The organism is Methylosinus sp. PW1 (assembly GCF_000745215.1).
Taxonomy (GTDB): domain Bacteria; phylum Pseudomonadota; class Alphaproteobacteria; order Rhizobiales; family Beijerinckiaceae; genus Methylosinus.
The window spans coordinates 904,442-924,202 of record NZ_JQNK01000009.1 but is presented as its reverse complement, the minus strand read 5'-3'; the positions used below and the strand labels follow the sequence as shown (position 1 = coordinate 924,202).

Genomic DNA, 19,761 nt, shown 5'->3' with positions numbered 1-19,761 from the left:
CAAATGCGGCAAGCGCCTGTTTTCCCTATGAGAGGTTAGAAGATGTCCGCCTATGTGAAAATCGAGACTGTGTCTTTCGGCGAGGCGGAGCGACGCCTGGCGACGGCTTCGGAGGACGGCGGCAAACCTCTCGTCCTCGTTGCTCTCGCCGGCGCCAAGCTTCGCTTCGGCTCCGAGTCGGAGACCATTCTCAAAGAGGCGCTTCCGCAGCTGACCCGCGCCGCCGCCGCGGCGAAATTCACCGGCAAGCGCGGAACCTCGCTCGATCTCTATGCGCCGCAGGGGCTTCCCAACGTCGGCCGCCTGCTGGTCGTCGGCGTCAGCGCCGCCACTGAGGGCGATGCGGCCGACAAGGCCGAGGTTTTCGACGATTTCCTCGGCCTCGGCGGCCAGCTGGCCGCCAAGCTCGGCCAGGGCCAGAATGCGCTCGTCGTCTTCGATCCGCCGGAGGCCCCGGCCGACCCCGCCGCGGCGGCCGGCCAATTCGCGCTCGGCGCGGAGCTGCGCGCCTATAAGTTCGACCTCTATCGCACCAAAAAGAAAAAGGACGATACGGAGCGCGACGGCGCGAGCGACATAGCGCTTGCCATCGCCGACCCGGACGCCGCGCGCGCCGCGGTCGGGCAATCGCTCGGCCTCGCCGAAGGCGTCGTCATCGCCCGCGATCTCGTCAATGAGCCGGCCAATGTTCTCTTCCCGGAAGAGTTCGCGCGCCGCGCCGCCAAGCTCGCCGCTCTCGGCGTCGAGGTGGAGATTCTCGACGTGCCGGCGCTGCAGGCGCTGGGCTTCCGCGCGCTACTCGGCGTCGGCCAGGGCTCCGTCCATCCGAGCCGCGTGGTGGTGCTGCGCTGGAACGGCGGCGCCCCGGGCGCGCAGCCCATCGCCTTCGTCGGCAAGGGCGTCTGCTTCGACACTGGCGGCATCTCCATCAAGCCGGCCGCCAGCATGGAAGATATGAAGGGCGACATGGCCGGCGCCGCGGCCGTGACCGGCCTTCTCCACGCGCTCGCCACGCGCAAGGCCAAGGCCAATGTCATCGGCGTGCTCGGCCTCGTCGAGAACATGCCCTCGGGAGAGGCGCAGCGGCCGGGCGACATCGTCACCTCGCTCTCCGGCCAGACGATCGAGATCATCAACACCGATGCGGAAGGCCGCCTCGTGCTCGCCGACGCGCTCTGGCACGTGAAGGAGAAATACAAGCCCGCCTTCATCATCGATCTGGCGACGCTGACGGGCGCCATTCTGGTCGCGCTGGGCCAGGAGCACGCCGGCCTCTTCTCCAACAATGACGAGCTGGCCGGCCGCATCCTCGACGCGGGCAAGGCGACCGGCGAGAAGCTCTGGCGGCTGCCGATGGGGCCGGCCTATGACAAGCTCGTCGATTCGAAATTCGCCGATATGAAGAACACGGGCGGCCGCCACGCCGGCTCGATCACGGCGGCGCAATTTCTGGAGCGATTCGTCGACAAGACCCCTTGGGCGCATCTCGACATCGCCGGCACGGGCATGGGCTCCCCGGCCTCCGACATCAACCAGAGCTGGGCTTCCGGCTGGGGCGTGCGGCTGCTGGACCGCCTGGTGAAGGATTATTACGAGGCCTGACGAGAAGGCCGCCCCGCCGGGCTTCGGCGGGGCGGTGATTGACGAGCAATTTGGTTCGGATAACCTCTTGCTCGACCGACCGGAGCAGTCTATAGACCCCCTCGTCCGCTCCCTTCGTCTAGTGGCCCAGGACGTCGCCCTCTCACGGCGAAAACACCGGTTCGAGTCCGGTAGGGAGCGCCAAGCCAGCCCGAAGCGGCAGAGCCCCACGGAAATCAACGCGCATCGTCGTCCGGCCGGCTCGAAAGCAAGCCAACGAGGACGAAATGCGCCTCCCGACTCACGTCGCAAGGCGTGGCGATGAGTTCTATGACGCGCCGGATCCCCGACGATCTGCTGGCCGCTTTCGGCGGCCGGCCACAAATCCGGCGATCGTTGCGGACGCCGGCAAAGCGGCGGCGCTTCTCGCTATGCCGGCAGGATCACCACTTTCGTCTTGATCGGCGTGCGTGAATAGAGGTCGATCATGTCCTGGCTGAGAAGGCCGGTGCAGCCGCTGGTGACGCCGGTCCCGATCGTCTCGGGGTCGCTGGTGCTGTAGATCGTGTAGACCGTATAGACGCCGTTCTTATAGAGATAGAGCGCGCGGGCGCCGAGCGGATTGTCCAGACCTCCCGGCATGCCGGCGGCATATTTGCGCGCCTCTGGCTGGCGCAGGATCATCTCCTTGGGCGGCGTCCAGATTGGCCATTCGGCCTTGCGCCCGACATAGGTTTCGCCGCTCCACAGGAAGCCGGCGCGGCCGACATTGGCGCCATAGCGCGTGGCGTTTCCGTCGCCTTCGATGCGGTAGACAAAGTAATTGCCGGGATCGACGATAATCGTTCCAGGCGCTTCCTTGGTGTCGTAGCGCACCGTCTGGCGATAATATTTCGGATCGACCTTGCGGAGATCGACCGCTGGGATCGGGAACTTCTCGTGGGGCGCCGGCCCGTAGAGCTTCGCCACCTCGGCCGGGATCACGCGGTCGGAGGTCGCGCAACCGGCGAGCCCCAGCGCGCCGAGACCGGCGGCGGAGCCGAACAGAAACGACCGGCGGTCGAGGCCTCCTGACCTCAGCCCGAGCAGAGCGTCCTCATTTTCGCCGGCGTCGGCCATCTCATCTTTCATGATCATGATTTCGGACTTTCCCATGTCCTGTCGCCCGGCCAGAGAATGCTCCGGCGTAAGCCCGCTGAACCTCTATGCCGAGCTGAAATTGCCGTCACACGGCTCGATTGGCAAGCTCTGGCTTTGCTATGCGGCGCTATGATCGCCGCGCAGATCGCCAAGCGTGTTTTCATGATTGCGATGTGTCCCATTCGCGAGCGGGATGGTCAAAACGAATGCCGCGCCCGTTGGCGCGCCCTCGCCATCCTCCGCGAGAGCGATGCTTCCGCCATGCGCTTGCAGCATGGCGCGCACGATGGCGAGATCCATGCCTGTGCCGCCGCTGTCGCGCCGCGTCGTGAAGAAACTGTCGAAGACCTTCTCGCGATTGGCGCGCGAAGCGCCTGAACCATTGTCCCGGACCGCGACACACAGGTCCTCGCTCTGCGCGGCGGCCGCGATCGTCAAATACGCGGCGCCATGGCGCGCCGCATTATCGGCGAGATGCGAGAGGATGATACGCGCGTTTTCTGCCGATAGTCGGATCGGGCGGTCACACCACAAAATGACTCGGAACGAGGCCCGTCCCACCCGCAGGATCGGCATGAGATCGCGCGTCGTCGATGATTTCCTGATAGTATGAAGCGCTCACCTTCTAAAGACTGCCCATCGCTCATGTCTGTTATACTCATGCCCGTCCTGACGCCGCATGGCGCGCTGCGCCTCGAGAGGCGGGAGGACGAGTCGCGCCGGTCGGCACGAGGTCGCTTTACGCCTCGAGGCGCTCGCCGCTGGCGGCTCGTCGGTCGCGTGCATCTCAACCTCGCCGAGAACCGGCGCGATCCCGATCTTCCGTTCGCCTTCATGGCGACCTATGCGGCTTCGCTCGACGAGCACGGCTACTTGCGTCATGCGCCGCTCGCGCAGGCGCTGCGCGATTTCGCCGACGACAAGCGCAAGCTGCTCGAGCTGCTGGAGCCCGTCAGCCATGCGGCGGAGCGGCTGGACTGGCTGAAGGAGATCGTAGACGCCGGCGAAATTTTCCACCCGCTGCGCTGGACGCCGAGAGACGCCAAGCGCTTCCTCGAGAGCGTCGAGACGATGGAGTCCTCGGGGCTGGTGGTGCGAATGTCGGCGAGCTGGCGCGTGAATCGTCCGAGCCGTCCCGAGGTCGAGGCGACGATCGGCTCCAACGCGCCGTCGCGGGTGGGCGCCCGGCAAATGCTCGATTTCGACATGCGCGTCACGCTCGACGGTGAGACGCTGACGGCGGAGGAGATAGAGAGTCTGCTGGCGGCGACCGACGGTCTCGCGCTGCTGCGCGGCAAATGGGTCGAGATCGATCGCGAGCGGCTGCGGACGACGCTCCGGCGCTTCGAGGCTGTGGAGAAGCTCGCTGGCGCCGAGGGGCTGAATTTCGCGCAGTCGATGCGCCTCGTCGCCGGCGCCGATATCGGCGCGAAGGCGGGCGCGCCGAGCGATGCGAAATGGGGACATATCGACGCCGGACCTTGGCTCGCCGAGACGCTGCGCCTGTCGCGATCCACAGACCGCCGTCGACGCCGATCCGGGCGCTGGAAGGCGATCTGTCGCGACTGCGCCGGCTCGATCGGCTCGCTGGTCGAATTGCTGAAAGGCAAGATTTCGAAGAATGTCATGGAGCGGATCTGCCGCGAGGACGACGGCCTGTTCCCGGCCCCGCGCGAGATCGAAATGTCGTGCTCCTGCCCGGACGGGGCGGATATGTGCAAGCATGTCGCAGCCATGCTCTATGGCGTCGGGGCGCGCCTCGATGCGCAGCCGGAGCCGCTATTCCTTCTGCGCGGCGTCGACAGCGCGGAGCCGGTCTCGAACGCCGACGCTGCGGCGGCCGCATCTCGTCCGGAAGCGAGCGAGCGCATTCTCGCACAGGACGATGTCGCCGCGCTGTTCGGGATCGACATGTCGCCCGCATCCTTCGAGCCCGCGCCCTCGCCGCGAGTAGCGGCGACGAAGGCCGCGCCCGTCGGGACGCGGAAGACGGCCGGTCCCAAAATGGCGGCTTCGAAAGCGCCGGAGTCGAAAAGTCGATAGACCAAATCGCCGAGCCGGCAGGGTGGGGCGCGCGCAGCTTCGGCGTCGACCACAAGTCTCACGGCGCCTGTCGCTGCGCCCGAGGCAAGGCCGCGATCCAACGCCAATGAGGACGGGGCAGGACAAAAGCGGAACAAGAAGCCGTCGTCCATCATCCCCGACGCCGTCGCCGATCCGAAGCGGGTCGCGTCGCCCGGCGAAAGAAACGCGCCAAAGGCGAAGTCATCGGCGCGCAAGACCCAGTCGACGAAGCGAGCGGGCGCCCTCGGCGCCGCGTCCTGATTGTCGCGAGATTAGAGCGACTTCGATCTCGTGAAACCTGAGGCGCGCCATTGGCGGAAGCGGCAGGAGGAGATCGCCGGAAAGACGCGATCGAGCGCATCCGCCCCTTTCCAGCCGTAATATCCCGCCGAAGCGGTCGCGAAAGACGTGTCGATATTCCTGAGGGGAACCGCGGTGGGCGTGCGCTCCGCCCAGGAAAAGCCTCGAGCGGGGGGCAGCTTGCCTTGGCCGCCGATCGACCCTGGCGCCGGCCTCGGCTTGCGCCGCGGCGGCGGAGCGTCTAGCCAAGCGGCTCGGATCAGCCGCGCCCGGGCGGGGCGCATCGGGGGGAAGGGCGACGACGGGCGATGGCGATTGGTTCTGCGCGACATGTGCCGGCGTCGTCGCGCCGTGCGAGGGCGGCATGATCGGCGTCACCATCACGCGCTATCTCGCCGCGCGCTTCACCCGGACGATCATGGCGATCTTCGTCACCATGTTCTGTCTCATGTTCGTCGTCTATTTCGTGGAGCTGCTGCGCCGCGCCGGCGACGTGCCGCAGGCGGGCGCCGGCACGGTGGCGCTGATGACGCTGCTGCGCGTCCCGGCCACGGCGGAGATGATTCTCCCCTTCGCCGTGCTGTTCGGCTCCATGGCGACCTTCGTCGACCTCACCCGCAAGCTCGAGCTGGTGGTGGCCCGCGCCTCCGGCATGTCGGTCTGGCAGTTCCTGCTGCCGCCCGCCCTGGTGGCGGCGACGATCGGGATCGTCTCGGTCACGCTCTATAATCCTGTCTCCGCCATGATGAAGATGCGCTCCGACCAGATGGAGCTGGATCTTTTCGGCGTCGAGGGCAGCGTGCGCATCGATCATGGCAAATGGTTCCGCCTCAATGGCGTCGACGGCCAGGCGATCATGCATGCGGTCGATGTGCGGGCAGGGGGGCTCGCGCTCGATGGCGTCAGCGTCAATGTCTATCAGAAGGACGGAGTCTTCCTGGAGCGCGTCGAGGCGCATCGGGCGCGGCTGCAGGCCGGGGTCTTCGTGCTCGAGGACGCCCGCGTCAGCGCGCCGGGGGAGGAATCGCGCGCCGTCGGCTCCTATCTCCTGGCCACCGATCTGACCCCCGAGCAGCTCGCCTCCGCCGCCACGCCGCCGCAGGGGGCGCCCTTCTGGGATCTGCCGCGGCTCGGCGACAGCAGCCGCGACGCCGGTCTCGATCCGACCGGCTATGCGCTGCAGTTTCAGACACTTCTCGCGCGACCGCTGCTGCTCGTCGCCATGGTTCTCGTGGCCGCTTCCTTTTCATTAAGATTCTTTCGATTCGGCGGAATCGCGCGGACCATTTCGGGTGGCGTCGCGTCGGGCTTCGTGCTTTATATCGGCACGAAAATCTTTTCCGATCTGGGTGGCGCAGGCGTCATAAGCCCGCTCGTCGCTGCTTGGTCGCCTGCTCTCGTCGGAAGCATGTTGGGTGCGCTCGCTCTCTTGCATTCGGAGGACGGCTGATGGGCCTTCGCCGTCGTCGCCGCACTCGCGAACATAGGCCACGCGTGGAGCGCCTCCGCTCCGCGCCAGCCCTGTCGCGTCGCGTCTCCCGGGTCCTGCCTGTCCTTTTCCCGGCCCTCGCGGTCTTTCTCGCCGCCGCGCCCATCACGGCGCGCGCGCAGCCTTTGGCTGCGCCGCCGGCGGAGAGCGCGCAGCGCATGGTGGTGGAGGCGAAGGAGCTCGCCTATGACGAGCGCCGCAATGTCGTCACCGCGCGCGGCTCCGTGCAGATCTATTACAAGGGCCGTGTGCTGGAGGCGGATCGCGTCATCTATGACCGTAACACGCAGCGCGTCTACGCCGAGGGCCACGCCAAGCTGACGGAGAAGGACGGAACGGTCGCCTATGCCGAGCGCTTCGACTTCACCGACGACTTCAAGAACGGCTTCATCGAAAGCCTGCAGGTCGAGAGCGCCGAGAGCACGCATTTCACCGCGCCCCGCGCCGAGCGGACGGGCGAGGTCACGACCTTCGACCAGGGCGCCTATACGGCCTGCGACGCCTGCCAGGACGATCCGGCCAAGCCGCGGCTGTGGACGGTGCACGCCAAGCGCATCATCCACGACAATGACGAGAAGGTGATCTATTACGAGGACGCCTCGCTCGAGCTGTTCGGGACGCCGATCGCCTATATTCCTTATTTCTGGTCGGCCGATCCCTCGGTCAAGCGCAAGTCCGGCTTCCTCAATCCGCAGCTGACCTATCGCCAGCAGCTCGGCTTCGGCGTCGGCGTGCCCTATTATTGGGCGATCGCGCCGGATTACGACCTCACCATCACGCCGACCGGCTTCACCCGGCAGGGGCCGTTCCTCTCGGCCGAGTTCCGCCAGCGGATGGAGAACGGCTCTTACATCATCCGCGCCGAGGGCACGCATGTCAGCGACCCCAGCGCCTTCACCATCGCGCCCTATGGCGCGCGCAACGAGCGTTGGCGCGGCTCGGTCTATTCGAACGGCGAGTTCGCGCTCAACGACAATTGGCGCTTCGGCTGGGACGTCACCGCGCTCAGCGATCGCTATTTCCTGCAGGACTACAAGCAGTACAACAGCTTCCTGCAGAACTACTTCTTCCGCGAGGCGTCCTCCACCGTCTATCTGACGGGGCAGGGGCCGCGCAGCTATTTCGACCTGCGCGGCTATTACTTCCAGGGACTGTCCGCGACCGACGTGCAGGCGCAGCAGCCGGTCGTGCATCCGCTGCTCGACTATAATCGCGCTTTCGACGTCGATCCGGCCAAGACTTTCGGCATCGGCGGCCAGATCACGCTGGACGCCAATTTCACCAGCACCTCGGCCAGCATCGCCAATTACGAGTCGATTCAGCCGCGCACGCTCGATTCGCTCTATGGCCTCTACAATGTCTGCCAGCTCTACTCGCCCTCGGCCGACCCTTATAAGAGCGGCTGTCTGCTGCGCGGCGTCGGCGGCGACTATCAGCATGCGACGGCGATGGCCTCCTGGCAGCGCCGGATCATCGATCCGCTCGGCGGCGTGTGGGCGCCTTTCGCCTTCACCCGCGTGACGGGCTCTTATCTCAATTACGACACCAGTAATTCCTACGCCGCCTATAACAGCTATTGGCAGCCGATTCCCAATTCGGCGCAATCGCTGTTCGTCAACGGCTCGGACAGCGTGTTTCGCGGTCAGGCGACGCCGGGCGGCGGCGTCGAATGGCGCTATCCCATTCTCGCGCGCAGCAGTCTCGGCGATCTCGTCGTCGAGCCGATCGCTCAACTGGTGGCGCGGCCGAACCAGACGTCGATTCCCTCGCTCGTCAATATGGACGCGCAGAGCCTGGTCTTCGACGACTCCAACCTGTTCGAATGGAGCAAATATTCCGGCTACGACCGTTTCGAGACCGGCACGCGCGTCAATTACGGCGGCCAGGCGACCATGACCTTCGCCAATGGCGGCTTCATCAATGCGCTCGCCGGCCAGTCGCGGCAGCTCGCCGGCAAGAACGGCTATTCCACGGCCGATGCGGCCAATGTGGGTCTCTCCTCCGGTCTCGACACGCGCACCTCGGATTGGGTCGGCCGCCTCGCCATCGCTCCCTCCTCATTCTTCAGCATCGTCGGCAAGGGACGCTTCGATCCAGACGGATTGCGCGGCCGGCGCATAGATGTCATCGCCTCGTTCAAGCTCGATCCGCTCACCGTCAACCTGCAATACGCCAACTACGCCTCGCAGCCGGTCATCGGCTTCGACCAGCGCCGGCAGGGCATGTCGGTGAACGGCCGCTACGACATCACCAAGAATTATTTTCTCACCGGCTCCGCCACTTTCGACATGAGCCGCTATCTCTACAATTCCTTGACCGTCTCGCCGGCGACGAATATCACGCTGACGGGCAGCACTATCACGGGATCGGCTCCGCTGTTCTCTGTCGCTGCGCTGGGCCTGGGGGGCGGCTACAAGGACGAGTGCACCACCTTTTCCATCAATTATTCGTCGGTTTTCCAAGGGAACACCTCGAGCGGGCTCTCGCGGAACCAGACGATCATGGTGTCGCTGCAATTGCGCACGCTGGGCGACGCCAAGTTCAACTACGGGCTCGGCTCGCTCCAGCTCAATGACGGCGTGCGCACTCAGCCCTGACGAGCGAACGTCGTGACGACGTTCCGAACCCTTCGAGGAGATTTCCCCATGCCGCTGCGGCTCGCCCAAATCTTCGACCAGAGCGCTCTGGCCCGCGCCGCGGCAGCCGCGGTCATCGGCCTCGCCGCCCTCGCCGCGCCGCTGCGCGCCGAGACCGCCGCTCCGCAAAAGGCCGAGATCGAGAAGATCGTCCACGACTATCTCCTCGCCAATCCGGAGGTGATTCGGGACGCCATAGACGAGCTCGACCGCCGCCAGAAGGTCGCCGAAGCCGATTCGCGGCAGAAGGCGGTGACTCAGGGCGCGAACAAATTGTTCAACTCCGCCAGCCAAGCGGTGATCGGCAATCCCTCCGGCGACGTCACCCTCGTCGAGTTTTTCGACTATAACTGCGGCTATTGCAAACGCGCGCTGGACGATGTCGCCAAGCTCATCGAGGGCGACTCCAAGCTGCGCGTCGTGCTGAAGGATTTCCCGGTGCTCGGCGCCGGCTCGGTCGAGGCGGCGGAGATCGCGACCGCCGCGCGCCTGCAGCTCAAGCCGGAGAAATTCTACGAATTCCACCGCAAGCTGCTCAACACGCGCGGCGCCGTCGGCAAGGCGCAGGCGATCGCCGTCGCCAAGGAGCTAGGCGCCGACACGGCCAAGCTCGAGAAGGATTCCAAGAGCCCCGAGGTCAAGGCCTCGATCAAAGAGGTGATGGAGCTGGCCGACAGCCTCAATCTGACCGGCACGCCCTCCTGGGTTCTGGGCAAGGAAGTGATCATCGGCGCGGTCGGCTTCCAGCCGCTCAAAGCCAAGATCGAAAATACCCGCAAATGCGGCAAGACCATCTGCTGACGGAGGCGGGGCTTCCTTCGCGGCGGCAATGAGGCTAGAAGGGGCGCGCCGGCGCGGCGCGCGCCCTTCGTCAGGACCCTTTATGCCCGCCGTCCATGTTCTAAACGGTCCAAATCTCAATCTGCTCGGGACGCGCGAGCCCGAGGTCTACGGCCGCGCGACGCTCGACGACATAAAAACGCGGCTCGCCGAGATTTGCGCCGCCCGCGGGATCGAGCTTTTGTTCCGGCAGTCCAACCATGAGGGCGACCTCGTGGATTGGATACAAGAGGCGGGCAAGGCCGGCGCGCCGGTCATTCTCAACGCCGGAGCCTTCACCCACACGTCGATCGCCCTCCATGACGCCATAAAGGGCTCGGGAGCGACGGTCGTCGAGGTGCATCTCTCCAATGTGCACGCACGGGAGAGCTTTCGACATCACTCCTTCATCGCGCCTGTGGCTCGCGGCGTCATCGCCGGTTTCGGAGCCGATTCCTATGTGCTGGCGCTGAACGCATTGTTCGATCGAGAAGAAAGAAAGACCTGAGCAATCATGGCGCGCAAAGTCCAGACTCGTCGCACCACTACCCCCGCCGCAAAACCGAAAGCCGCCGCCGCCGGAGCCGCCGGCGTCGACACCGAGCTGCTGCGTGAGATCGCGCGTCTGCTCGGCGAGAGCGATCTCACTGAGATCGAGGTCCAGAAGGGCGATCTGCGCATTCGCGCCGCGCGCACGCCGGCCGCGCCCGCCCATGCGACCATCGCTCTGCCGGCCGCCGCCTATGCGCCCGCGCCGATCGCCGCTCCGGCGCCCGCCGCCCGGCCCGCTGCGCCGGCTCCGGCGGAGCACGCCGATGCGCTGAAATCGCCCATGGTCGGCACCGCCTATCTGCGGCCGAGCCCGGACGCCAAGCCTTTCGTCGAGGTGGGCGCCCGCGTCACCGCCGGCGACAAGCTGCTGCTGATCGAGGCGATGAAGACCTTCAACGACATTGTCGCGCCCAAGGGCGGCGTGGTGACGGCCATTTTGGTCGAAGACGGACAGCCGGTCGAATATGGCGAACCGCTCCTCGTGATCGAGTAGGTCGCCCATGTTCGACAAAATCCTCATCGCCAATCGCGGCGAGATCGCGCTTCGCATTCTGCGCGCCGCCAAGGAGCTCGGCATCGCCACAGTGGCCGTGCATTCGACGGCGGACGCCGACGCCATGCATGTGAAGCTCGCGGACGAATCGGTCTGCATCGGCCCGCCGGCGGCGCGCGAATCTTATCTCAACATTCCGGCGCTGCTCTCGGCCTGTGAGATCACCGGCGCCGACGCCGTGCATCCCGGCTATGGCTTTCTGTCGGAGAACGCCCGTTTCGCCGAGATCGTCTCCGAGCACGGCCTCACCTTCATCGGCCCCAAGGCCGAGCATATTCGCCTGATGGGCGACAAGATCGAGGCCAAGGCGACCGCGAGGCGTCTCGGCATTCCCTGCGTGCCGGGCTCCGACGGCCCCATCGCCGATGGCAAGGAAGGCGCGAAGGTCGCTGCGAAGATCGGCTATCCGGTGCTGGTGAAGGCCGCCTCCGGCGGCGGCGGCCGCGGCATGAAGGTCGCCCGCAGCGAGGCCGAGCTGCATTCCGCCATCGCCACCGCGCGCGCCGAGGCCAAGGCCGCCTTCGGCGACGACACCGTCTATCTCGAGAAATATCTCGACAAGCCGCGCCATATCGAGATTCAGATTTTCGGCGACGGCAAAGGGCAGGCGATCCATCTCGGCGAGCGCGATTGCTCGCTGCAGCGCCGTCACCAAAAAGTGTGGGAGGAGAGCCCTTCGCCCGCGCTCAATGACGAGCAGCGCGCCGAGATCGGTGAGATCTGCGCCAAGGCGATGCGCGAGATGCACTATGCCGGCGCGGGAACGATCGAGTTCCTCTACGAGAACGGCGCCTTCTACTTCATCGAGATGAACACGCGCATCCAGGTCGAGCATCCGGTGACGGAGGCGGTGACCGGCGTCGATCTCGTCAGCGAGCAGATCCGCGTCGCCGCCGGCTCGCCTCTGTCGCTGCGGCAGGAGGACATCTGGTTTTGGGGCCATGCGATCGAATGCCGCGTGAACGCCGAGCATCCGTCGAGCTTTCGGCCCTCGCCGGGACGCATCGCCTATTACCATCCGCCGGGCGGCGTCGGCGTGCGCGTCGATTCCTCCGCCTATCAGGGCTACACGATCCCGCCCAATTACGATTCGCTGATCGGCAAGCTCATCGTCCACGGCCGCAACCGCACCGAGGCGCTGATGCGGCTGCGGCGATCGCTGGACGAGTTCATCATCGACGGCGTGGACACGACGCTGCCGCTGTTCCGCACGCTGGTGCGCAACGCCGACGTGCAGAATGGCGTCTATGACATCCACTGGCTCGAGCATTTTCTGGCGACGGGCGGCATAGACCCGAGCTTCTGATCAGCGCGCCTTGCGGCGGCCGGGCAGGGCGCAAACGGCGGCGAGCGCGGTCTCCAGCTCCGCGCTGCCGGCGGCTTTCGCCGCCTCGCGCAGCAGGCTCCATTGGCCGGCGTCGGACCAGCGCAGAAACTGCCGGTAGACCGTGCTCCAATTGCCATAGCGCGGCGGCAGATCGCGCCAGGCGCTTCCCGTCCGCGCGATCCACAGCACGCCGTCTATGACGCGGCGGTGGTCGCGCGGCGGGCGGCCGCGCTTTGTCCCCGTCTCGATGACGAAACCCGCGCAGAGCGCCCATTCGCCATCGTCCAGCCGGCCGTCGATCACAAAGGTCTCCGCACGCCGTCTCGTGCGCTGAAGCGCGTCGCGCGCGCTTTCCGCGAGAATGCTGCGTTCTCTCCTATAGCGGTCGCGCTTTCGGCGTATCCCCCGAATGGAGGAGAAGCGATCAGGGCAGCGTCGCGCCCGACAGCAGGCGCACCAGCTCCGCCTGACGCGACACGCCGGTCTTGGCGAAGACGGCTCTGAGCTGCGAGCGAATGGTCTCGCCCGAAACGCCGTGCTCCCGCGCGATCTCGGATGCGGCGCGGCCCGCGGCGATGGCGCGGGCGACGCGCGCCTCCGCGGGGGTGAGGTCGAACAGCCCTTGCAGCAGGCTGGCGCTGGGCGTGGCGCCGATGGTCAGCTCGGTGACGATCAGGAGCAACTCGCCGGCCGCGAACACATCCTGAGCGGCGCCGCGGATCGGCGCGAGATGCAGGACCAGCGGCGGCCCGCCCTCGCGCGCGGGCACAGGCAGCGATTGCGCCCCGGCAGGCGCGCCGACGACGCGCAGCCGGGCGAGCGCCTGCGCGAACAGCGCATCGGCGCGCGGATCGGCGATGACGGCGCGCTCGCGCCGATCCTGCACCAGCGACGGCACGAAGCGCGCGAAGAGATCATTGGCGAGCAGCAGCCGATGCTCGCGCGACAGCACGGCCGCCGGCAGGCCGAGAGCGCGCATCGTCTCCGCGGCGGCGCGCGCGCGCTCGAGGCCGAGCCGGGCGGCGATCAGCGCCGCGCGGGCGAGATGGCCGCCGATCGCATCCATCGCGTCTAGCATGGCGCGATCGAAGGGGCCGTCGACGAAGCGCCTCTCCCAGCTGAAGATCAGCATGTCGCCCGAGGGCGGGACGGCGATGCGGCCAGCGCACCAGCCCAGCCCGAGGCTCCGCAGATAGGCGTATGTCGGATCGGCGTCCATTTCCTCCGGCGTGAACAGCTCTTGGTCGCTGACGAAGCCCGCGGCGCCGAAGGAGAGCCCGCGCGCCGGTCGCGGATTGCGCGTCGCCCATCCCCGCTCGACGAATTCCGCGAACATGGGCGCGATGCGCGGCGAGGCGGTCCAACCAGAAAATTGCGAATTGGCTGCGAATAAAATGCCGCCGAAGGCGCCGCTGAGACTCGCGACCGCATCCAGCACGTCTGGCCAGAGTTCCGGAACGACGGCGGCCTCATAGATGCGATCGGCCAGGCGGTCGAATTGCGGCGAGGGGAGTCTCTGCATTGGCGACATCTGTGGCGATCACGGGCGAGGACGCAATATTTCCGCCGTGCGGCTTCGAATGTGAGACCTTCGCGCGCACATGCTCGCGACAAAGGCGATTTCTGCTCGAAGGGGCTCCTTCGCGCGGTGAACATCATCCCTCGCCGGCGGTCCACGGCGATCGGAAAGCGTTCAGCCCTCGCGCGGCCGGCCGAGCAGCTCGTCGAAATAAGCGATGGTGCGCAGCAGCCCTTCGCGCAATTGAATTGTCGGTCCCCAGCCGAGCAGGCGTTCCGCCGCGGAAATATCCGGCCGGCGCTGCTTGGGATCGTCCGCCGGCAGCGGCTCGAAGACGAGCGTGGAGGAGGAGCCGGTGAGGTCGATCACCTGCTCGGCGAGCTGCCGAATGGTGAATTCATTCGGATTGCCGATGTTGATGGGGCCGACGATATCGTCGGGCGAATCCATGAGCGCGGTGAAGCCGCCGATGAGATCGTCGACATAGCAGAAGGAGCGCGTCTGCTGGCCTTCGCCATAGATGGTGATGGGCTCGCCCTTGAGCGCCTGCACGATGAAATTGGAGACGACGCGCCCGTCGCGGGCGTGCATGCGCGGCCCATAAGTATTGAAGATGCGCACGACCTTGATCTTCAACTTATGCTGTCGATGATAATCGAAGAACAAGGTCTCGGCGCAACGCTTTCCTTCGTCATAGCATGCGCGCGGTCCCAGCGGATTGACGTTGCCCCAATAGGATTCCGGCTGCGGATGCACGGAAGGGTCGCCGTAGACCTCCGATGTGGACGCCTGAAACACCCTGACCTTCAGCCGTTTGGCGAGGCCGAGCATATTGATCGCGCCGATCACGCTGGTCTTGGTCGTCTGCACCGGATCGAATTGGTAATGGATCGGCGAGGCGGGGCAGGCGAGATTATAGATCTCGTCGACCTCGACAAAGAGCGGAAAGGTTATGTCGTGGCGCAGCAGCTCGAAATTATTGTGATCGAGCAGGTGATGAACATTTCTGCGCTGGCCGGTGAAGAAATTATCGACGCAGAGGACCTCGTGTCCCGCCGCGAGTAGCCGCTCGCAAAGATGCGACCCGAGAAAACCCGCGCCACCCGTAACGAGAATTCTGCGGCTTTCCATGCGAGCGCCCTGCACAGCCCCGAAAAGCAGCGTGTTCTCGCATTGCGATTCGCCGCGGCGCTGCAGCTTCAGATAGCATCTCGCTCCGAGCCGCGCAACGCCGCCGCTTCCCCTCTAGCAATTCTAAATGGCCGTGGCCGGGTTGCGATTTTTGGTTTTCGAAAGCTCGGCTTTCTGATTCAAGGTTGAGGTGCTGATTCTCGACCGCCTCCATCTCGAGCATAATTTCGGCCATGGCAAGCAGAACCTCGCCATGCTGTTCGCCGCCATGAACCTCCTGGCCTTCGCCATGCACACCGTCTGCGACTGTGGGTCGAAGCCCGCGAGGCCAAGCGCGCCCGAAAGCGTTTCTTCGAGCTCATTCGCACCATCACCGCCTCTCTGGTCTTTCCAGACTGGCGGACCCTCATGACCACCCTGATCGACTCCAAGCCGCCCCCCGAAATCGAAAAACAGATCGCAGGCTGAATTTTTCGCGCGGGCACGATTTAGAATTGCTGCTTCCACTCGCGACGGCCGTGAAGCGCCGCCGGCGCCTGGAGTGAATGCTGAGCGGCTCGAACATTTCATTCGAAACGGAAAGCCCGCCCGAGCCAGCGGCTGCGCTCTTTTCCGAAACGACACGGCAGCGTATAGAGAGGCTCGACGCCGCAACGCAAAATCGTTCGGTCGAGACGCCGGTTTAGCTCAGCTGGTAGAGCAACTGATTTGTAATCAGTAGGTCGCGGGTTCGAATCCTGCAACCGGCACCAATATTTCAGTAGTTTAGCGAAATACTGCGCCGGGGCAACGCCGGCGGGGGCAACGGTGGGGCAACGCTGCCCCGGGTCGCTGTCCTGAAAATCGTCAAATTTCAGGACAGTAAAATTTTAGGGTCCAGCCGCGGATTTGCCTGGTATTTCCGGGGTATATGGTTGCGCCTAAGACAAAGGTGCAACCCATGCAAAAGGACATTTGGACCCAACGCGTTCTGAAACTGCTGAATACCCCGCCGGCGACCACCGCCAAGCCCGACGACGGCGACCAGCCCTGGGCCGACCAATTCCGCGACGAGACGACCAACGATCTCATCGTCCCCGACTATCCCGCCCGCAGCGACTATCTCGACCTCATCATCGGCGCCGCCGTCCTCGACGCCTCGGGAATCGACGACCGCATCCTCGACGGCACCCACATCCTGATCGTGCAGGACGATTCGAAGGTCGGCGGCTGCGTCAAGGAAATGCTCGTCGCCTTGTTTAAGGGACGGGTCACCCTGAACCCGGTCTCCGGACGGGATATCGGCATCGTTCTCGACGACGCCGAAGACAAGACGTTCACGGCGCTCTGGCAGTCGTGCGCGACCGTCATCGGGATCGGTCGCGTGAGCAAGCTGCCGCCGTCCCTGGTCGAGATGTCCGACTCGATGCGAATCCTGATGGATCTCGACGAGCCCGCGACGTTCGGGCGGATCTTTCGGGCTGTGACGCGCTCGGATCATTATCTGTCGCTCGATGACGTCTATGTCGACGCGACAGTCGAGTGGACGCAATCCGTGCTGCGCCATGGAATCTCCGTCGACGAGGCGCTGGACCGCATTCGCCGAAGAATCCGGGCTGCTGAGAAGCGGTCGACCGCGAAGATCAACGACGACATGGACGACCTCGAGGCCATGATCGCGGAATCCGCTGCGCCGATCGGGGACGCGGCGGCCGACGTCGTGAAAAGGCTCTCGGCGATGACCGGTTTCGGAGCCGCAAAGGAGTGGGGTCTTCAGCTCGCTGCGGATCTGCGGGACTACAAGGACGGACGGATCGGATGGCATGACGTCGACAAGGGCGTCCTTCTCTCCGGACCTCCCGGCTGCGGCAAGACGACGTTTGCAAACGCGCTCGCGCTGGAGTGTGGGCTGCCTCTCGTTGTCAGCACGTATTCCGATTGGCACGGTAACTCCGTGGGCGGCGATTCCGTTTGCAAGGAACTCAAGAAGCAGTTCACCGCGTGGAAAAAGAAGGCGGCGAGCGGCCCGTTTCTCCTTTTCCTCGATGAGCTGGATTCCATCGGCACTCGCGGCGCCAACGGCCACAACGATTCCTGGTTCGGGCCGATCATTAACGCTTGGCTGGCGTTTCTCGACGGCGCAAACGGACGCGATGGGATCATCGTCATTGCGGCCACCAATCACGCCGACAAGATCGACCCCGCGCTGCGGCGCCCAGGTCGTCTGGACCGCCACGTCGTCATCCCCGCGCCCGGCGTCGCCGAGTTGCCGGGGATCGTCCGCCACCATCTGGGCTTCCACGACGCCCGTGCGGCCCGCGCGTGCCGAGGAATGACGCCCGCCGAAATCCAAATGGCCTGTCGTGACGCTCGCAGAATCGCTCGGCGCGCTCGTCGTCGCGTGACTGCGGATGATCTCGTCCAGGCGGTGCGAGGGTCGATCAAACCGCATGGCGTCGATCCGTGGCGGGCGGCGCTGCACGAGTCCGGACATGCGCTTGTCGCGCATCTGCATCGAGTGCAGATCGACTTCCTCGATATCGATCGCGGATACGTCCACGTCGGCAAGTCCAACATGTTTTTCGAGCGCGACTTTCATCACAACATCGGCACCCTGCTGGCCGGGCGCGCCGCCGAGCATGTCGTCCTCGGCGAGCCTTCGACATTGTGCGTCGCGGATATCGAAGCCGCGACCGCGACTGCGAGGACGCTTCACACGCGTGGTGGCCTGGGCGCGGCGGGGCTGCTGCATATCGACGAGGAGCATTTCGAGAATCGAATCGCCACGGAGGCGGCCGTCAAAAAGACGCTCGACGCCGTCTATGCGACCACTTTCGATCTCGTCCGCAAGCATCATTCCGCGCTGCTGCGACTCGCGAAGGCGGCGGATCGCGAGCGGTTTCTCACCGGCGAGGAGATTGCTGAGTTGATCGAGGCGACCGAGGATGTTGCCGAGACAGCAGTGGCGGACGACGTTTTCACGGAGGCCAGCCGATGAGAAGGGTCTTCGGAGGCTCCGTCCACAAAGTCGCGATCGCTTGGCGCGCCGGTGAACTATCGGCAGACGTCGCGATGGATCGCATCTATCGCCTTCTGCCGGTCGGAGAGCGCGAGGAATACGTCGAAATAAAATATGATGCGGATCGCGCCGAGATCGAGCGTGGGATCCTGGCGCGCCGCGCCGCTGATATCGTAAGCGGAAAGGGGATTGTGCTATGAGAATCCTTGTCATGTCCGATCTGCATATCGAGCACGGACCGCGATGGGCGCCGCCTGATCTGCCCGAGCATGACGTCGTAGTGCTGGCGGGGGATATCCACGCGCCGCCTGCGGAAGCCGTGCGATGGGCCTCGGCGGCGTTCACGGGGCCGGTTGTCTATGTCGCTGGCAATCATGAATTTTATTCGAGAAATATCGACGGCGGCAGCATTCCGATGGCCGAACTCGTCGCGCAAGGCGTGCCCGTACATCTGCTCGACCGGCGCTCCGTCGTCATCGACGGCGTGAGATTCGTCGGCGCGATGCTCTGGACTGACTACAATCTCTACGGAGACCCTGCTGCGGCGATGGCCGAGGCGGCTCGGTATCTGAACGACCACCGCCTGATTCACGTCGCGACCGCCAGTTCACGCCGGCGGATGCGTTGCAACGTCATCGAGAGGATCTCGCATATATTCGCTCGGAGCTTTTGCAGCCGTTCGACGGCCCGACCGTCGTCGTCACGCACCATGCGCCGCATCCCGGATCGATCGCGCCACAATTTATCGATGACCCGCTGACGCCGGCGTTCGCGTCAAATCTCGAAGGCACGATCAAACTGCTGCACCCGAAGCTCTGGATTCACGGGCATATGCATTCGTCGTCGGATTACATGGTCGGCGCCACTCGCGTGATCTGCAATCCGAAAGGCTACGGGCCTAGAGGCTATGGGGCGTTGCCGGAAAACACGACGTTCGCACCGCTGATTCTCGAGGTCTGAAATATGGAAAAACGCTTACAGGCATGGAAAAACGATTATTTCGGGGGTCCAAAATGGTAAAACGATTACGGATGGCATCGATGAAGAAAATTCTACTCGTTCTGGTCATCGCTTCTACACCGGCATTCGCAGCCAAATCGATTGTCGGACGCTGGGGAAGCGACGGGGAAGCCTGCGGGTTCGCGGCGATGATCATCGGGCAGAAGGAGATCTCGTCACCGGAATTGCGGTGCCGGTTCAATTCGGTGAGTCGCTCCGGCAGCGTGGTGACGTGGAAAGGCGCGTGCGACAAGGCGTTCGGGGCGAGTCTCAAGGACGCCACGGTGACGGCTCGGAGCTATTCAGATGGCGACTATGAGCGGATTGGGTTGAGGATCAACGGCGGCGCCGAGCACGATTTCCTGCGCTGCCCGTGAGGCCCTCGGGGGTCGATCCCGTCGAAAAAGGCGCTTCAACCCCATTTTCGACGGCTCTCGAAAAAATATTTTCAAAAAGTTTTCATGGCGTCTCGCGACGCGCGCATTTTCGATGCGTCGAAAACGTATCCAGAATTGCCTCCATGTGTCGCCGACGACGCGAAAGTGATTTTTCGACTCTGGATGCGTCGCGGGATCTGAAGGTGTGAAAGAGTCTGTTTTACACGGGTGTCCGAGAGCGGCATAACGCTTAACATATTAATATATCGAGCAAAA

Annotated in this window: 17 protein-coding genes and 2 tRNA genes; 14 read left to right on the top strand and 5 right to left on the bottom strand. The window is 64.7% G+C overall.

Features of this window, described 5'->3' with window-relative positions; translation table 11 throughout:
• Window positions 1-42: 42 nt before the first annotated feature.
• Both K369_RS13740 and K369_RS13735 read left to right on the top strand, forming a co-directional pair.
• Complete coding sequence (locus tag K369_RS13740; RefSeq protein ID WP_036291915.1) at window positions 43-1,602, top strand: leucyl aminopeptidase; 1,560 nt, start codon at window positions 43-45, stop codon at window positions 1,600-1,602.
• Between the two features lie 107 nt (window positions 1,603-1,709).
• Window positions 1,710-1,785, top strand: a tRNA-Glu gene (locus K369_RS13735).
• A 225-nt stretch (window positions 1,786-2,010) separates the two neighbouring features.
• Here K369_RS13735 and K369_RS13730 read toward each other — a convergent pair.
• On the bottom strand, window positions 2,011-2,718 hold the full coding sequence (locus K369_RS13730; protein WP_036295208.1) for a L,D-transpeptidase: 708 nt from the start codon (window positions 2,716-2,718) through the stop codon (window positions 2,011-2,013).
• Between the two features lie 120 nt (window positions 2,719-2,838).
• Complete coding sequence (locus K369_RS28275; RefSeq protein ID WP_051949285.1) at window positions 2,839-3,297, bottom strand: ATP-binding protein; 459 nt, start codon at window positions 3,295-3,297, stop codon at window positions 2,839-2,841.
• Between the two features lie 204 nt (window positions 3,298-3,501).
• Between K369_RS28275 and K369_RS27170 the strand changes: the two genes are divergently transcribed.
• The 7 genes from K369_RS27170 (at window position 3,502) to accC (ending at window position 12,440) form a co-directional block, all read left to right on the top strand.
• Window positions 3,502-4,764 carry an SNF2 helicase-associated domain-containing protein gene (locus K369_RS27170; RefSeq protein ID WP_198033120.1) on the top strand — a complete coding sequence of 421 codons (1,263 nt, stop codon included), beginning with the start codon at window positions 3,502-3,504 and terminating at the stop codon, window positions 4,762-4,764.
• A gap of 685 nt (window positions 4,765-5,449) precedes the next feature.
• Window positions 5,450-6,535, top strand: a complete 1,086-nt coding sequence (lptG, locus tag K369_RS13710) for an LPS export ABC transporter permease LptG (protein WP_036291909.1) — start codon at window positions 5,450-5,452, stop codon at window positions 6,533-6,535.
• A 44-nt stretch (window positions 6,536-6,579) separates the two neighbouring features.
• Entirely contained in the window at window positions 6,580-9,171 is a 2,592-nt protein-coding gene (locus K369_RS13705) for an LPS-assembly protein LptD (protein ID WP_036291907.1), read from the top strand.
• A 48-nt stretch (window positions 9,172-9,219) separates the two neighbouring features.
• The gene (locus tag K369_RS13700; RefSeq protein WP_051949284.1) at window positions 9,220-10,011 is read left to right on the top strand and encodes a DsbA family protein; all 792 of its coding nucleotides are present in this window, start codon (window positions 9,220-9,222) and stop codon (window positions 10,009-10,011) included.
• A gap of 82 nt (window positions 10,012-10,093) precedes the next feature.
• On the top strand, window positions 10,094-10,537 hold the full coding sequence (aroQ, locus tag K369_RS13695; protein WP_036291905.1) for a type II 3-dehydroquinate dehydratase: 444 nt from the start codon (window positions 10,094-10,096) through the stop codon (window positions 10,535-10,537).
• Between the two features lie 6 nt (window positions 10,538-10,543).
• The gene (accB, locus tag K369_RS13690) at window positions 10,544-11,074 is read left to right on the top strand and encodes an acetyl-CoA carboxylase biotin carboxyl carrier protein (protein ID WP_198033119.1); all 531 of its coding nucleotides are present in this window, start codon (window positions 10,544-10,546) and stop codon (window positions 11,072-11,074) included.
• A 7-nt stretch (window positions 11,075-11,081) separates the two neighbouring features.
• Window positions 11,082-12,440: an acetyl-CoA carboxylase biotin carboxylase subunit gene (gene accC, locus K369_RS13685; protein WP_036291903.1), complete on the top strand. Its 1,359-nt coding sequence runs from the start codon at window positions 11,082-11,084 to the stop codon at window positions 12,438-12,440.
• Here accC and K369_RS28270 read toward each other — a convergent pair whose 3' ends face one another.
• From K369_RS28270 to K369_RS13670, 3 genes are all read right to left on the bottom strand, one after another.
• Window positions 12,441-12,764: a transposase gene (locus K369_RS28270; protein ID WP_051949283.1), complete on the bottom strand. Its 324-nt coding sequence runs from the start codon at window positions 12,762-12,764 to the stop codon at window positions 12,441-12,443. It abuts the gene before it with no gap.
• Window positions 12,765-12,885: 121 nt separating this feature from the next.
• Window positions 12,886-13,983, bottom strand: a complete 1,098-nt coding sequence (locus tag K369_RS13675) for a helix-turn-helix transcriptional regulator (RefSeq protein WP_051949282.1) — start codon at window positions 13,981-13,983, stop codon at window positions 12,886-12,888.
• Window positions 13,984-14,154: 171 nt separating this feature from the next.
• The gene (locus tag K369_RS13670) at window positions 14,155-15,111 is read right to left on the bottom strand and encodes a UDP-glucuronic acid decarboxylase family protein (RefSeq protein WP_036291901.1); all 957 of its coding nucleotides are present in this window, start codon (window positions 15,109-15,111) and stop codon (window positions 14,155-14,157) included.
• 676 nt (window positions 15,112-15,787) lie between these two features.
• Between K369_RS13670 and K369_RS13660 the strand changes: the two genes are divergently transcribed.
• The 5 genes from K369_RS13660 to K369_RS13645 all read left to right on the top strand — a co-directional run bounded on the left by K369_RS13660 (window position 15,788) and on the right by K369_RS13645 (window position 19,485).
• Window positions 15,788-15,863: transfer RNA gene (locus K369_RS13660), tRNA-Thr, on the top strand.
• Between the two features lie 188 nt (window positions 15,864-16,051).
• Entirely contained in the window at window positions 16,052-18,088 is a 2,037-nt protein-coding gene (locus K369_RS24745) for an AAA family ATPase (RefSeq protein WP_051949281.1), read from the top strand.
• A gap of 74 nt (window positions 18,089-18,162) precedes the next feature.
• Window positions 18,163-18,309 carry a hypothetical protein gene (locus K369_RS26505; protein WP_156967891.1) on the top strand — a complete coding sequence of 49 codons (147 nt, stop codon included), beginning with the start codon at window positions 18,163-18,165 and terminating at the stop codon, window positions 18,307-18,309.
• Window positions 18,310-18,320: 11 nt separating this feature from the next.
• Window positions 18,321-18,869: a hypothetical protein gene (locus K369_RS13650; protein WP_198033118.1), complete on the top strand. Its 549-nt coding sequence runs from the start codon at window positions 18,321-18,323 to the stop codon at window positions 18,867-18,869.
• Between the two features lie 280 nt (window positions 18,870-19,149).
• Complete coding sequence (locus tag K369_RS13645) at window positions 19,150-19,485, top strand: hypothetical protein (RefSeq protein WP_156967889.1); 336 nt, start codon at window positions 19,150-19,152, stop codon at window positions 19,483-19,485.
• Window positions 19,486-19,761 lie beyond the last annotated feature (276 nt).